This window comes from Streptomyces sp. NPDC002845 (assembly GCF_053591955.1).
This window is the reverse complement of sequence record NZ_JBSFUU010000061.1, coordinates 1-13482: the sequence shown is the minus strand read 5'-3', so window position 1 is coordinate 13482 and position 13482 is coordinate 1. Positions and strand designations below refer to the sequence as shown.

Below are 13482 nucleotides of genomic sequence, written 5' to 3'. Positions count from 1 at the left end.
CGTGCGAAGCCCGACTACGGTGGCGAGCCATCCCTATTCTAACGCAATGGTAGATTCTTGAAGCAAGGGTTCCCATCACTCTTCACACCGTTTCCCCATGACACAGCGGGCGATCCGAGATGATCCGGGTCGACCAAATATTAACGTAACGTGAGGTTTCAACGGGGGCACCTGCCTGCGTGATGGGTCATTCGATACGTCGGGAGGAATGCCCGTGCCGGAAGCTCGTGCCACATGTTGTTGATCACCGGTGCGAGTGGAACCGTCGGGGCAGAGACCGCCCGGCTGGTCGCCGCGCAAGGCGAGGCAGTACGCTTGCTGAGTCGTGCCCCCTCCCGACTGGTGCCTCCCGCCGGACCTGTTGAAGTGGCACACGGCGACTACGCGGACCCTGCGTCCCTGCGAAGCGCTCTGTGCGGGGTACGGGCCGCGTTGCTGATCACCAATGACCCCACCCGTCCAGAGCTTGACAGGAATCTCGCCGAGGCGGCACGGGAAGCCGGCGTGCAGCACGTGGTGAAGCTCTCCACGCTGTCGGTCACGGACCCCCTCCCCCACGGGCTGATCACCCGCTGGCACAGTGCGGGCGAAGCCTTCATCCGCAGCTCCGGACTGGAATGGACTTTCCTGCGGCCAAGGGCGTTCATGAGCAATACGCTCGCCTGGGCGAGCGGCATCAAGGCGGAGGGAGTCGTGCGAGCGTATCCGGCCGATACGCCGGTCGCCTGTGTCGATCCGCGTGACATCGCCGCGGTGGCCGCGGCCGCGTTGACCCGTCCGGGTCACCGCGGCACGTCGTATGCGCTCACCGGACCCCAGGCCCTGACGGCACGTCAGCAGGTGGGCATCATCGCGGACGTGCTGGGCCGCCCCCTTCTTTTCCAGGCCCGCAGCGCCGCACAGGCGCGGCGAGAACTCGAGAAGCGATATCCGGCAGCGGCGGTGCAAGCGCTGCTGGACAGTGCGACGCTCCGCCCCGGCAACGACAAGAGCCGGACCGAGAAGGCCGTTGAGCAGGTGGTGCAGCGTCCCGCGCGGAGCTTTGCCGACTGGGTGCGGGATCACGCAGACTGTTTCCAGGCTGGTCCTGGCCAACTCTGAGACCGCTCGGGCGTATCGGCCAGCGCCGCATACCGCGCCAGCGGGCCATAATGCCGTGGCTGACGGTGCGCGGGCAGAGCCGCGGCCTCGCCCACTCCGACACCGTCAGGCCCGGTAGCGGTCCAACCTGCGGGGCGGTGATGTGTCGCGCTGGCCAGCCGAAGTGTCGAACAGGCCGCCGGCTGTCCGCCATTGATCCCATGGTTGGCGATCACAGGGCGCCACGAGGCAGAAGCCTGCTCCGTGCGGACGGCAGCACTACACGGGTCGCCGTGGACAGTTGCGGTTCCCGGACGGCCCTGGTGCAGAACGGTCAGGTCAGTGACTGCCGGTGAGTTCGCCGCTGAGCTTCTCGTGGATCTGGGCGCTCGGCTTGTTCAGGCCGATGATCTCGACGCTCTTGCCACGCTGGGTGTACTTGGTCTCGATCGCATCCAGTGCGGCGACCGAGGAAGCGTCCCAGATGTGGGCGGCGGACAGGTCGATGACGACCCTGTCGGGATCGGTGGCGTAGTTGAACTGGCCGACGAGGTCGTTGGAGGAGGCGAAGAACAGCTCGCCGGTCACAGCGTAGACCACGCTGGTGCCATCGGGGTCGGTGACCGCGGTGACGTTCGCGAGGTGGGCGACGCGCTTGGCGAAGATCACCATCGCGGTGACGGAGCCGACGACGACGCCGATGGCGAGGTTGTCGGTGGCCACGACGCAGGCGACGGTGATGACCATGACGGCGATTTCCCCGGCGGGCATCCGCTTCAGGGTCTTCGGGGCGATGGAATGCCAGTCGAACGTCGCGAAGGACACCATCACCATCACCGCAACCAGGGCCGCCATGGGGATGTCGGAAACGACCGGCCCGAAGACGATGCACAGCACCATCAGGAACGAGCCCGCCAGGAACGTGGACAGGCGGGTACGGGCGCCGGACACCTTCACATTGATCATCGTCTGGCCGATCATCGCGCAGCCACCCATGCCGCCGAAGAAGCCGGTGACGATGTTCGCGATGCCCTGCCCGATCGACTCACGAGTCTTGGAGGAGTGGGTGTCGGTGATGTCGTCGACCAGCTTGGCCGTCATCAGCGACTCCATCAGACCAACCAGCGCCATCGCGAGCGCGTAGGGGGCGACGGTGGTCAGGGTATCCATCGTGAACGGCACATCCGGCAGGCCGGGCACGGGGAGGGAGGAGGGCAGCTCGCCCTTGTCGCCCACGGTCGGCACCGCGATGCCGGCGGCGACCGTGATCACGGTGAGGATGACGATGGAGACGAGCGGGGCCGGGATCACCGTGGTGACCTTCGGGAAGAACACCATGAGCGCGAGACCTGCGGCGATGAGCGGGTAGACGGGCCAGGGCACGTCGTGCATCTCGGGCACCTGGGCCATGAAGATCAGAATGGCGAGGGCGTTGACGAACCCGACCATCACGCTGCGCGGCACGAACCGCATCAGCTTGGCGACGCCGAGCGCGCCGAGGACGATCTGGAAGACGCCGGCCAGGATGACGGCGGCGACCAGGTAGCCCAGGCCGTGCTCGCGGTTGAGCGGAGCGATCACCAGGGCGATGGCGCCGGTCGCGGCGGAAATCATCGCGCGGCGGCCGCCGACGACCGAGATGGTCACGGCCATGGTGAAGGACGCGAACAGGCCGATCGCCGGGTCGACCCCGGCGATGATGGAGAACGAGATCGCCTCGGGGATCAGCGCGAGCGCGACCACCAGGCCGGCCAGGACCTCGGTGCGCCAGACCTTCGGGTCGGACAGCCAGTCGGGGCGCAGGCCGCGCAGCCGCGCGGCCGGGGACAGTGCGGACGTAGACAAGAAAAGTACCTGTCGTGCTCGGGCACGCCCGGCATCACTCGGGGCGTGCGGGAAGGCGCAGGAAGGCCGGGACGGCCATCCGCGAAGCCCCCGTACGGCGGGCTGAAGTCGAAGGCAGCAGCGGGGCGTGAGCTGGATCCGCGAGGCTGCTCAGGGGCGAAGGATCACGGCGGGCAGGCGGCGGCGCTGGGCGTCATGGGCATGCGCACGCTCTCTCCTGCAGGCGTCGGTCCTCGCCGGGGGCATCGTCGGCCCCGACACGGCTGACGGTCACGGGAACGATCCATCCCGCACCATGGGAGCGGGGACGGCGCGGAGCCGACCCCGACGATCACTTATTCTACCCTAACGTTACGGTAGAGATCGACGTCGGCCTCCTGTGGCCTTGGCGACAGATGAGGAAGGGCGCCCGCGTGAGCAGCGAGCACATGCAGATCGGCGAGGTCGCCGCACGGACCGAGCTGTCGCTGCGCACCATCCGGCACTACGAGGAGACCGGCCTGGTCATCCCCTCCGCCCGCTCCCAGGGCGGCTTCCGCCTCTACACCGAGGCCGATGTGGCCCGCCTGATGGTCATCCGCCGCATGAAGCCGCTCGGCTTCACCCTGGACGAGATGCGGGATCTGCTGGAGGTCACCGACCGCCTCGACTCCGGCGAGGAGCTGACGGCGGTCGAGCGGGAGGCCCTGCTGGAGCACGTCCGCGGATACGAGCAGGGCGCCGCCGAGCAGGTGGAGAAACTGCGCACCCAGCTGGCGCGGGCCGAGGAGTTCGCCGCCACGCTGCGCGAGCGCCTGGCCCGGGACCAGGTCGCGACGACTTAAGCGGCCGTCCGGTCACCCGATACCCCAGTATCCGGACGACAAGGGAGCCACCGTGAACAGGTTCTGCTGGATGGACCTCAAAACCCGCGACCTGCCCGGCACCGCGGCCTTCTTCTCGACGGCACTGGGCTGGCGCTTCGCGGTGGATGCGGACGACTGGCGCCAGGCCACCAAAATTGCCGCCAACGGTTACCGGATCGGCAGCGTGAGCGACCTCGCGAATCCGGTCTACCCACCGACTGCTCCCGCGCACATCGCCTACTACCTGGCGGTCGACGACGTCGACCGACGCACCGAAGCAGCGACCGTTCACGGCGCACGCCTCGTGCTCCCTCCCTTCGAGGCAGGCGACCAGGGCCGCATGGCGACGTTGATCGATCCGGCCGGTGCGGCCTTCTCCCTGTGGCAGCCCTACCGGTTCAGCGGATGGGAGTTCCCGCCGCGTACCGCGTACGCCCCGCACCGCATGGTCCTGGCCTGCAATGAACCGGACCAGGCCCGGCACTTCTACCGGGAGACGGCCGGCGCTCCGCTCGCCGACGCCGACTTCATCACAGCACGCGAGCCCGGCTCTTCCGCCCCTCAGTGGGAACTCGCCATCGGCGTCGACGACTTGGAAGGCGTCGCTGCCCGCGTACGCCGTCACGGTCAAGGCGTCGTCACCCGGACCGGTCAGAACGACGGCCCTTCTCTGCGGTTGAGCAGCCCAGAGGGGCTGACCTTCCACGTTCGATCTCTTGGCCCATGACCCGGCAACCACACGAGCAGCACCGCCCAGTTGCCGGCGACGACGAACAGCAAGAGCGCCACCGTCCACGATCCGCGTCAGCGCCGTACGACCCCGCTTTGCCTGGAAGGAGGTTATCCGGCATGGTCTGCTGCTGCATCCGGGCTTGCTCCGGGGTGGACGGGGGGCTGGAAGAGCTGGTCGAGGTGGGCGCGCAGGATGCCCATGGCCGCGTCTGCCCTGCGCTGGCCGACCAGGACGCTGGTGCCCAGGCCGTGACTGAGGGACAGAAGGTGAGCGGCCTCGGTCGCCGCATCCCGCCGCCGGTCGAAGGCGCCCTCCTGCTGGGCCTGCTCCAGTACGGCGGTCAGCTGCCTCTCCAGGCGGTCGGGCCCTTCGACGAAGGGCTGCGCGGCCAGTTCGGGGTCGGTCATCGCCAGCACCGCGTACGAGGTCCACACCAGATGGAAGCTCCGGCTGGCATCGTCGGTGGGCAGTGCCTCGGCGAGGAACGCCTCGAAGAAGGCGTGCGCGGTCACTGGGTGCGGCAGGCCGGCCAGCCGGGCCGACCACCGCTGGTGGCTCTGCTGCTCCAATCGCTTCAGGGCTGCGTGCAGCAGGTGGGCCTTCGTCTCGAAGTAGTACTGCACCAGGTTCAGTGACATGCCCGCCTCGGCGGCGACCGCGCGCATGGTCACCGCGTGCAGGCCCTCGGCCGCTGCCACGCGCACCAGGGCGTCGGTGATGTACGCCCGGCGCTGGGCGTGGTCCACCCGTTTCGGCACCCCGGCCCCCTTCCTTTCCTTCGGCAACCGGTTTTTATAGTACCGCTGTACGATGAAAACCGGGCGGGCGGCAACGGGTGAAGGCCAATGGGATCTCGCGAGGCGCGCGGCGCCAGCAGCCAGCCGGACACGGAGCCGGCCCTTGAAGGACCGGGGCTGCGGGCGGCGGTGCTGTGGCTGGCGTGCGCGGCGCAGTTCATGGTGGTGCTCGACGTGTCGGTGGTGAACGTCGCCCTGCCCTCGATGCAGTCCGCCCTGGGCTTCGGCGCCGCTGACCTGCAGTGGGTGGTCGGTGGCTATGCGCTGGTCTTCGCCGGTTTCCTGCTGCTCGGGGGCCGACTGGCCGACGTGTACGGCCGCCGTCGGGTCTTCCTGTGGGGCCTGGTGCTGTTCGCCGCCTCAAGTCTGGTGGGCGGGCTCGCCACCTCGCCGGGGGTGCTGATCGCGATGCGGGCCGTGCAGGGGCTGGGGGCCGCCGTGCTGGCCCCGGCCACGCTGACGATCCTGACCACCACGTTCAGCGAAGGCCCGGTTCGCACGCGGGCGTTGGCGATCTGGACCGCGGTCAGCTCGGCGGGCGGAGCGGCGGGCAATCTGATCGGCGGGGTGCTCACCCAGGCCCTGTCCTGGCGGTGGATCCTGCTGATCAACGTTCCCATCGGTGCTGTGGCCGTGCTCGCCGCTCTGCGGCTGCTGCCCGCCGACCGTTTTCGTACGCGGGGCCGGAAGCTCGACGTGCCGGGCGCGGTGCTTGCCACGCTCGGTGTCACCGCCCTCATCTACGGCGTCACCCAGGCCCAGGCGCACGGCTGGAGCGGGTCGGCGACCGTGGCGAGCCTCGCCGTCGGTGTGCTGGCGCTGGCCGCGTTCGTGTGGGCCGAGACGCGGGCGGCGGCTCCGCTCATGCCGCCCCGTCTGGTGCGTCTGCGACCTGTCTGGGCGGGCAATGCCGTGATGCTGCTGGCCGGGGCCTGCTTCATCCCCATGTGGTACTTCCTCTCGCTCTACATGCAGGACGTCCTGCATTACGGGGCGCTGGCCACCGGTGTCGGCTTCCTGCCGCACACCCTGGTCGGGATCGCCGCCGCCCGCCTGGCTCCCGCCGTCATGCGCCGCACCGGCCCCCGGGCTCTGATCGTGCTGGCCGCGCTGATCGCCGCGGCGGGCTTCGTGTGGCAGAGCCGGATCGGCACCGACAGCACCTACTGGGAGGGCCTGCTGGGACCCGCGATCGTGATGGCGGCCGGGATGGGCTTGCTGATCACCCCGATCACCACCATCGTCACCTCCGGCATTGCCGAGCAGGACGCCGGCGCGGCCTCGGGTTTGATGAACGCCACCCGGCAGATCGGCGGTGCCGTCGGTCTGGCCGCTCTGGTCACCCTCGCCGCAGCCACCGCAGGCACGGCTGCCTCCTACCGGACAGTATTCGTGGCCCTCGCGGCCGTGTGCACGACCGTTGCCACCCTGGCCTTCGTGCTGCCCAGCCCGCACCGGCGAGGGGCAGCCGCCGCACCGGGGAGGTAAGCGCCCGGGCACCCCCTTATTCACGAAGTGCTGTCGCGATCAGACGCCATGTCATGCCTGGTCGCCGACTTGGGCCGCGCGTGGATCGTCCTTGCCTGGCTCCGCGTCGTCGCTCGGCGGCTCGGGTTCCCGTAGCCGGAACAGCGCGGCCAGGATGCCCGCAGTACCGGTCGCGGCAACCAGGGCGCCGGTGGCGATCGAGGTGGCGTCGATCAACGGACCGAAGACCAGAGGCGAGCCGAACTGCCCGCCGAACAGCGCCGTGGCCTGCAACGAGGTCGCGGTGCCACGCTGTTCGGCCGGGGCCGCACGGTCGACCAGGACGGTGAGGGTGGGCATCATGATGCCGCTGCCGACGCCGGTCAGCACCGGCACGAGCAGCAAAGGCCCCCAGTGTCCGGCGACGGCGAACAGCAGCAGCCCCGCTGTCCACGCGCCGACCGCGCACCGCATCAACACCGCATAGCCGAAGCGGGCGGTGAGCTTGGCGTAGGTCAGGCCGATCAGGCTCGCGGCGCCGGAGGACAGCACGATGCCGTACAGCGCGACCACCAGCGTGTCGTGAATACCCAGTTGGTCCAGGCGGCGCGGCAGGGAGACCGCCAGCACCATCATCAGCCCGGTGCTGGCCACCCACAGCCCGCACAGCCCCAGCACCAGCGGGTGCTCGCGCAGGAGCCGGACAGCCCCGTCACGAGACCCCTTCGTCTTCGGGCTCTTCTCGCGTGCCGGGGTGGCCTTGGGCAGGGCGAGCAGCGTGGCGGCACCCAGCGGCAGGCCGATCAGGTAAATGGCGAACGGTGCGTGCCAGGAGTGGTTGCCCAGCGCGCCGGCCGCGAGGGGGTAGGCGAAGCCGCCCGCCGTGGTGGCGGCGGTGCGCCAGCCCATCACCTTGTCGCGCATCTCTCCCCGGTACAGGCCCAGCAGGGCGGCGGTGGAGCAGGTGAACACCGCCGCCGCACCCACCCCGAGGACCAGGCGGGAGGCGAACAGCACCGGGTAGGAGTCGATGACCAGGCCCGCGCCGCCGCCCAGCCCGTACACCACCAGCCCCGCGGCGAGCGGGAGTCGGACGCCGAAGCGGTCGGTGGCCCGCCCGACCAGCGGACTGACCAGGGCGATGGCCAGGCTGTGGGAGGTCAGGACCAGCCCGGCCTCGGTGCCGCCCACATCGAGGGCCTGGCGGATCACCTCGATGACCGGGGCGATGGTGGCGCCGCCCATCACCCCCAGCGTGGAGGCAAGCAGCAGCACCGTCAGCGAGCCCCGCCCCGACTCCGGGGTGCCCTTCGTTGTCGCGGCGTCAGCGGACATCACGGTGCCGCGGTCAGGGCGGTGTGCAGGTGCCAGCGGCGGTATCCGCACGGCCGCACACCCTCGATCTCGCCGGTGATGCGGCTCCGGATGCGCTGGGGGTCGTCGGCGGTGACGGCGTCGATGTGGGCCTGCTCGTCCGTCCACTCCGCATAGTTGAAGACCCGGGTGCCATCGGTGCTGGTGTGGAAGTGCGCGGCGATCGCACCAGGCATCGGCGGCACGTCCTTGGTCATCGTGAACACCTCGTCGATGAAGTGCCGTTGGCGCTCCGGGCCGTCCGCATCGAACACCGGGGTGACCACACACCCCGCATCAGCCTGCCCGGCCACGCTCACGTGGGAGCGGTGCAGGCCGTAGCGGACCGGCGCGGACGGCTCGGTGCCCACTATCCCCGGCATGTACGGCGCCGGTGAGGCCAGCGCCGCATCGAGGGATGCGTCGTCGGCCCACTGCTCGTACGCCATCAACGCCTGCCCGTCGGTGCTGGCGAACAACGACCAGCTCAACAGCCCACCCGGCCAGAACTCCCGCTCCCGGCCGTCAGCCGCTGCCTCAGCCAGGGCCTGCTGGCGCGCGGCGTCGCCTGCGTGCCGCACGGTGATCACCACCGTGCACGCATCGGCGCGGGTGATCTCGGGCGGAGTTTCGGTACGGCGTATCACGACAGCTCTCCCCACACGTCGAACGTGTGGGCAGGGCGAGGCCCGGCCCACAACCAAGAAAGTGAGACTGAGTCTAAGACTGTCATGAGTGCCGAAATGACTCCAGTGCCATTCAGGCCCGGGTCCCGCATCGGTAGTCTGGCCTCGTGGCCACCAACACCCCCGCCCCCGACGACGACAGCGCCCTGCCGTTGCGCGAACGCAAGAAGCAGCGCACCCGCCGCGCGCTCGCCGACACCGCGCTGGCCTTGTTCAGCGAGCGCGGCTTCGACCGCGTCACCCTCGAAGAACTCACCGCCCACGCCGAGATCGGCCGCAGCACCTTCTTCCGCTACTACGGCGCCAAGGAGGACGTCGCCATGGCCACCGAGGGCGAACTCTGGGACGCCTACACCACCCACTTCGAAGCGCACACCGCCCCCGGCCCCGCACTCGACGCCCTGCGCACCTCGCTGACCGCGGCCATCCTGTCCATGCCCGACGACTGGGACCAACGCTTCCTGCGCACCCGCCGCCTCGCCGCCGGCACCCCCGTCCTGCACGACCACAGCATCCTGTCCTCCATGAAGGTCCAGCAGCGCCTGGTGGAGATCCTCGAAGAACGACTCGGCACCGACAGCCGCGAGGACGTACGGCTGCGTCTCCTCGGCGAATTCGCCCTCAGTGCCTGGCGCTGCGGCGCCCGCAACTGGGTCGCCGGCCGCGGCCCCGAAGGCTACGACAGACGCCGCGGCCACGGCGGCACCAAGACCCTGGCCCGCCGCGTTGAAGAAGCCTTCGACGCCATTCCGGCAAGCCTCGCTCTGGGCCAGCCTGCGGGCCGTGTTCCTGCAACGGCGAAGCAAGAACGGCCTCTTCTATGACACAGGCACGCATGCTTCCGCGCACCAGACGAAATGACCTGCTGGCTGTCCCCTCACGTCGTCACCGCAGTGAAGGTCCTTCGTGACCGGCGGGGGTCGCCAGGACCAGCCAGCTCCGCGCGACCTCGAGCTCGAAGGCGCAGGCCTGGATCATCTGACTGCGCTGGTTCGGATCCGCGATGGCCTGAAGCAGGCCGTGCCGGTCCTCCGTGCCTCGCCGACAATGGCTTCGAGGTCGACTGGAAGCCATGGGAGGCCGACTACGCCAAGTGCGGCCCCTGCCGGCCCGGCGAGAACTACCACTGAAACGCCTCGAACGAGTCGGGCCCGAAGGCGCCGTGAGCGTCTTCGGGCCCGACTCGTTCGACCGCGCACGTGGTGAGTCATTCATCCGCGGGCGGGCGGCAGCGCGGGTACGGTGACCACTTCGACTGATCTCACCGTCCTCCCCAGGAGCTTCACGCCTCGCGCGCCCCGGACCCCGGCCGAATACTGGGACACCTACTTGCCCACCCGGGCCAGGGCGAGCAGCAGCCGCTGGCCGAGAGGTTCGAGTGGACGCAGTACCCGGGCCACGAGCCCGGCGCCAAAATCCTCGGGCAGCCTGCCACCGCGCTCGAACTCGGGCCCGCCGAAGGCAAGGAGGCCGTGGTCCTGGCACGCCAGGGCGTCCAGGTGACCGGGGTTGACCTCTCCCCGTCCAGGTAGCCCGCGCAAGCACCTGGTGGAAGGACGTCCCGGGCTGTCGTTCGTCCACGCGGACGTGACCGACTACCTCGCCGCGGACACCACCGTCTACGACGCCATCTACTCGGTCTGGGGCGCGGTGTGGTTCACCGACCCCGAGCACCTGTTCCCGCTGATCGCCCAACGTCTCACCCCCGTGGGGTCTTCGCCTTCAGCCAGGCCGAGCCCCCTATCGGGGCGTACGGGGCACAGCCCATGCACGGGAAATGGCTGGAGGGCCGAGAACGTGAACTGACCATCCTGCACCGGCAGTACACCACGGCACGGCTTCACCCCCATCAACGCCACCGCGCTACCCGCACCCACCCCCGGCAAGCTGGGGACGCTGCTGGTCAGCGCGCATCCGGTCGGCTCGTCCCAGCTCACAGCGCCGCCTCCGTACGCCGACCAACAAGCTCCGCCCCCGCCCCGGGGGCCGAAGGCTAGGTACACCCGCCTGCTGCCTGCGGCGACGGTGAGAGGGATGCGGCAGGGTGATCTTCAATCCAGGACAGGCCGCCGATGTCGAGTCGGTGGCGGGTGCGGGTGACGGCTACGTAGGCGAGGCGGGCTTCGCCGTCGTCGATGGGGCCGGGCACCGCGCGGCCGGTGTCGTCGTGTTGGTCACTGTCTTTGGGTGGGGTGAAGTCGTCGGCGATTTTCACGCGGGCCCATTCGCGGCCCTTGGCTTTGTGGGCGGTGGAGACGGTCACCTCGGCCTGGTGTTCGGGGACGAGTTGGGCGAGGGCGGCCAGGATGGCGTCCGTGCCGTGGCGGTCGACGAGGTCGACCAGCGGCTGCAGGTCGCGTCCGGCCGGGTCATGGGCGGCGTAGTCCTGCAACTCGCCCCAGGAGGGGAACAGGACCAGTTCGGGGTGGGTGGTGCGGCGGCCTTCTTTCAGGTCGCGGGCGGCCAGGGCCAGGGCGCGCAGGCTGTCTGCTCCCCCGGCCAGCCCGACGCGGTATCCGGCGGCCAGCAGGTCCATGGTCTGGGCCATGGCGCCGACGTTGGTGCGGCACAGTACTGCGTCGGGGCGGGTGAGGGGGCCGAGTTCGGTGGGCACGGCCGGGGTGCCGGTCAGGCGGATCGGGGCGTCGGCGATGTGCAGCCAGCGGTTGGCCTCTTGAGCGAGCTGAGGGCCGAAGCGGAAGGACTGGGAGAGAGTGAGCTGGGTGCCGTCGAAGCCGGTCATGACGTCTTTGGCGCCGCGCCACTGGTAGATGGCCTGGGCGGAGTCGCCGACCATGACCAGCTGGGCGTGGCCGCGCTGGCCCAGGAAGATCTGTTCGACGACGGGGTTGGTGTCCTGGGCCTCGTCCAGGAGCAGGAAGTCGGCATTGATGGCGGGCTGGGTGAGGGCCCAGATCTTCAGGTAATGATCGTGGTCGAAGCGGACCGCACCCTCGTCCGGGTGCTGCAGGTCGGCCCAGGCCTTGCGGGCGAACGGCACCACGTGCTGGGCGAGTTCGGTGTGCAGGCCCGTGTCCTCGAGGCCGCGCAGGCGCGGCACGTGGTGGCGGGTGATCGCCTCATCGGCGGTGTGGCAGAAGCGGGCCACGGTGCGCAGGGTGGCGTAGGAGAGGGCCTTTGGGGACAGGTCGCGGTCGCCGATGCGGATTGGTTTGGTGATGCCGAGGGCCTGGCCGGTCTGCCAGGCCGGCCGGCGCGGGGCGTTCAGGCGGCGGGTGTAGCGGTGGCCGACGGCGGCGTAGGCCAGCGCGTGGGCGGTCTTGCACCAGACGTTTTGGGGGAAGCGGGCGGCGGCGTCCTGGGCGATGGCCCGGTTATAGGCGAGGTAGCGGCCGCGGCGCGAGGTGGCGTGGGCGAGCAGGGCCAGGGTGGTGGTCTTGCCAGTGCCCGCACCGGCCTGCAGCGCGAGGTGCTCGCCGGCGTGAAAGGCATCCGCCGCGGCCTGTTGTTCGTCGGTGGGGTTCAGCATGGCGCGGCTCCGGGAGTACGGGTGAGGGCGCGGCCTACGGCCGCCAGGAGAGGGGCGGCCGTGGTGTGGGCGAGCAGCTGCTGCACGGCCTGGTCGAGGCGGTCGGCCTCGTCGCTGGCGTACTGGGCCAGGGCGCGGTGGATGGTTTGTCGCACGAAGAGTTCCGGGGACTTGCCCGCATGGTCGGCGGCGTGGCGGATGGAGGTGTAGGTGGCGGACGGGAAGGCGACGTTGAGCAGGAGCTGCCCGCCCGCGTCCGGGTAGTGCGTGGTGATCACGTCGATGGGGAGTCGTCCGCCCAGCTGGTGGCGTAGGCGTTTGACGGCCTTGACCGGGCTCTTGGCACGCGTCACGGCGAGGAGGCGGGTGGCATCGTGATTGGCCGCGAGCGGCATCGAGCGGGTGGCCTGGTGGAGTTCGGCCGGGGCGAGAGGCCGCGTCAGGGTGATCTCGAGGGCATGGTGAGCCATCGTCAGCCCTCTCCGCGGCGGCCGGTCGGGGGGTGCGGGAGTCGGGTTCGGATGTGTTCCGCGTGCAGGAGGGGGTCGAAGACCTGCCATCCGGCCAGGGCGAGATCGGCGGCCCCTGGAGCGGCGGCGTGGGCGGGGCAGCGCTGGGTGCGCCAGCGTAGCTGTTCGGCATAGGGCAGGTGGCCAAGATCGTAGACGGCCATCAGAGCGGCGGGTAGGGCGAGTTGGCCGCGCTGCGGACTGGCGGGCAGCAGCATCCAGACGCCCGCGGGGGTGGTGGGGAGGAGTACGGGCTGGGGGCAGCGGTGGCGCTGGCGGGTCTGTGCCACGCACTGGAGGTCCTCGAGCGGCCGGTCGGCGAGATAGCGGCCCAGCAGCAGCTGTACGACGGGACGGGGCGGCCGGTCGTGGTCGGCGGGCGGTTCGCCGGCCGTAGGCGGGGCTGGCGGGGTGAAGGCGCCGGTGTCGATCAGGCGGCGGGTGCGGACGGCGAGTTGGCGGCGTGCTGCCTGAAGGTGTGCGTTGATCCGGGTGGTGGGGGCGCGGTGGGGGCAGAGCACGGCGTGCGGGATGCGGCACCAGGCACTGCCGTCGCCGTGCGGGTGGGCGATGCCACCGCTTAGTGGTCTGCGTCATAAGTCCTTCGGGGGTTGACTTCGGAGCTGGTTGTTGGCGTGTTCGCGGTCAGGTGCCGAGGCCGGTGAGGTGAAGGTGGC

At 70.0% G+C, this 13482-nt stretch carries 14 protein-coding genes; 6 read left to right on the top strand and 8 right to left on the bottom strand.

Features of this window, described 5'->3' with window-relative positions:
• Positions 1-234: 234 nt before the first annotated feature.
• Positions 235-1101 carry an NAD(P)H-binding protein gene (locus ACWD3C_RS33850; protein WP_451149993.1) on the top strand — a complete coding sequence of 289 codons (867 nt, stop codon included), beginning with the start codon at positions 235-237 and terminating at the stop codon, positions 1099-1101.
• A gap of 318 nt (positions 1102-1419) precedes the next feature.
• Here ACWD3C_RS33850 and ACWD3C_RS33845 read toward each other — a convergent pair whose 3' ends face one another.
• Complete coding sequence (locus tag ACWD3C_RS33845; protein ID WP_451149992.1) at positions 1420-2925, bottom strand: SulP family inorganic anion transporter; 1506 nt, start codon at positions 2923-2925, stop codon at positions 1420-1422.
• Positions 2926-3338: 413 nt separating this feature from the next.
• Between ACWD3C_RS33845 and ACWD3C_RS33840 the strand changes: the two genes are divergently transcribed.
• Together ACWD3C_RS33840 and ACWD3C_RS33835 are read left to right on the top strand one after the other, a co-directional pair.
• Positions 3339-3749: a MerR family transcriptional regulator gene (locus tag ACWD3C_RS33840; RefSeq protein WP_451149991.1), complete on the top strand. Its 411-nt coding sequence runs from the start codon at positions 3339-3341 to the stop codon at positions 3747-3749.
• Between the two features lie 52 nt (positions 3750-3801).
• On the top strand, positions 3802-4497 hold the full coding sequence (locus tag ACWD3C_RS33835) for a VOC family protein (RefSeq protein WP_451149990.1): 696 nt from the start codon (positions 3802-3804) through the stop codon (positions 4495-4497).
• A 113-nt stretch (positions 4498-4610) separates the two neighbouring features.
• Here the strand turns inward: ACWD3C_RS33835 and ACWD3C_RS33830 are convergent, their stop codons facing one another.
• Positions 4611-5261: a TetR/AcrR family transcriptional regulator gene (locus tag ACWD3C_RS33830; RefSeq protein WP_451149989.1), complete on the bottom strand. Its 651-nt coding sequence runs from the start codon at positions 5259-5261 to the stop codon at positions 4611-4613.
• An 87-nt stretch (positions 5262-5348) separates the two neighbouring features.
• Here ACWD3C_RS33830 and ACWD3C_RS33825 point away from each other — a divergent pair, with 87 nt between their 5' ends.
• The gene (locus ACWD3C_RS33825; protein WP_451149988.1) at positions 5349-6788 is read left to right on the top strand and encodes an MFS transporter; all 1440 of its coding nucleotides are present in this window, start codon (positions 5349-5351) and stop codon (positions 6786-6788) included.
• Positions 6789-6839: 51 nt separating this feature from the next.
• On the opposite strand, the gene ACWD3C_RS33820 is transcribed toward ACWD3C_RS33825, so the two are convergent.
• The gene (locus tag ACWD3C_RS33820; protein WP_451149987.1) at positions 6840-8102 is read right to left on the bottom strand and encodes an MFS transporter; all 1263 of its coding nucleotides are present in this window, start codon (positions 8100-8102) and stop codon (positions 6840-6842) included.
• The gene (locus tag ACWD3C_RS33815; protein ID WP_451149986.1) at positions 8102-8767 is read right to left on the bottom strand and encodes an antibiotic biosynthesis monooxygenase; all 666 of its coding nucleotides are present in this window, start codon (positions 8765-8767) and stop codon (positions 8102-8104) included. Before ACWD3C_RS33815 ends, ACWD3C_RS33820 begins: the two co-directional genes overlap by 1 nt.
• A 146-nt stretch (positions 8768-8913) precedes the next feature.
• Here ACWD3C_RS33815 and ACWD3C_RS33810 point away from each other — a divergent pair, with 146 nt between their 5' ends.
• Positions 8914-9630 (top strand): TetR/AcrR family transcriptional regulator, encoded by a 717-nt coding sequence (locus ACWD3C_RS33810; RefSeq protein ID WP_451149985.1) that lies wholly within the window; start codon positions 8914-8916, stop codon positions 9628-9630.
• 501 nt (positions 9631-10131) lie between these two features.
• Here ACWD3C_RS33810 and ACWD3C_RS33805 read toward each other — a convergent pair.
• Positions 10132-10347, bottom strand: coding sequence for a hypothetical protein (locus ACWD3C_RS33805; RefSeq protein WP_451149984.1), 216 nt, complete (start codon positions 10345-10347; stop codon positions 10132-10134).
• 7 nt (positions 10348-10354) lie between these two features.
• Here ACWD3C_RS33805 and ACWD3C_RS33800 point away from each other — a divergent pair, with 7 nt between their 5' ends.
• Entirely contained in the window at positions 10355-10612 is a 258-nt protein-coding gene (locus ACWD3C_RS33800) for a hypothetical protein (RefSeq protein WP_451149983.1), read from the top strand.
• 187 nt (positions 10613-10799) lie between these two features.
• Here the strand turns inward: ACWD3C_RS33800 and ACWD3C_RS33795 are convergent, their stop codons facing one another.
• Genes ACWD3C_RS33795 through ACWD3C_RS33785 form a run of 3 tightly spaced genes read right to left on the bottom strand, consistent with a single transcriptional unit; the run spans position 10800 to position 13377 of the window.
• Positions 10800-12293 carry a UvrD-helicase domain-containing protein gene (locus ACWD3C_RS33795; protein ID WP_451150034.1) on the bottom strand — a complete coding sequence of 498 codons (1494 nt, stop codon included), beginning with the start codon at positions 12291-12293 and terminating at the stop codon, positions 10800-10802.
• A complete protein-coding gene (locus tag ACWD3C_RS33790) occupies positions 12290-12772 on the bottom strand; it encodes a hypothetical protein (protein WP_451150033.1) in 483 nt (160 codons plus the stop codon). Before ACWD3C_RS33790 ends, ACWD3C_RS33795 begins: the two co-directional genes overlap by 4 nt.
• A complete protein-coding gene (locus ACWD3C_RS33785; RefSeq protein WP_451150032.1) occupies positions 12769-13377 on the bottom strand; it encodes a DUF6083 domain-containing protein in 609 nt (202 codons plus the stop codon). The genes ACWD3C_RS33790 and ACWD3C_RS33785 overlap by 4 nt, the downstream gene beginning before the upstream one ends.
• Between the last annotated feature and the right edge of the window lie 105 nt (positions 13378-13482).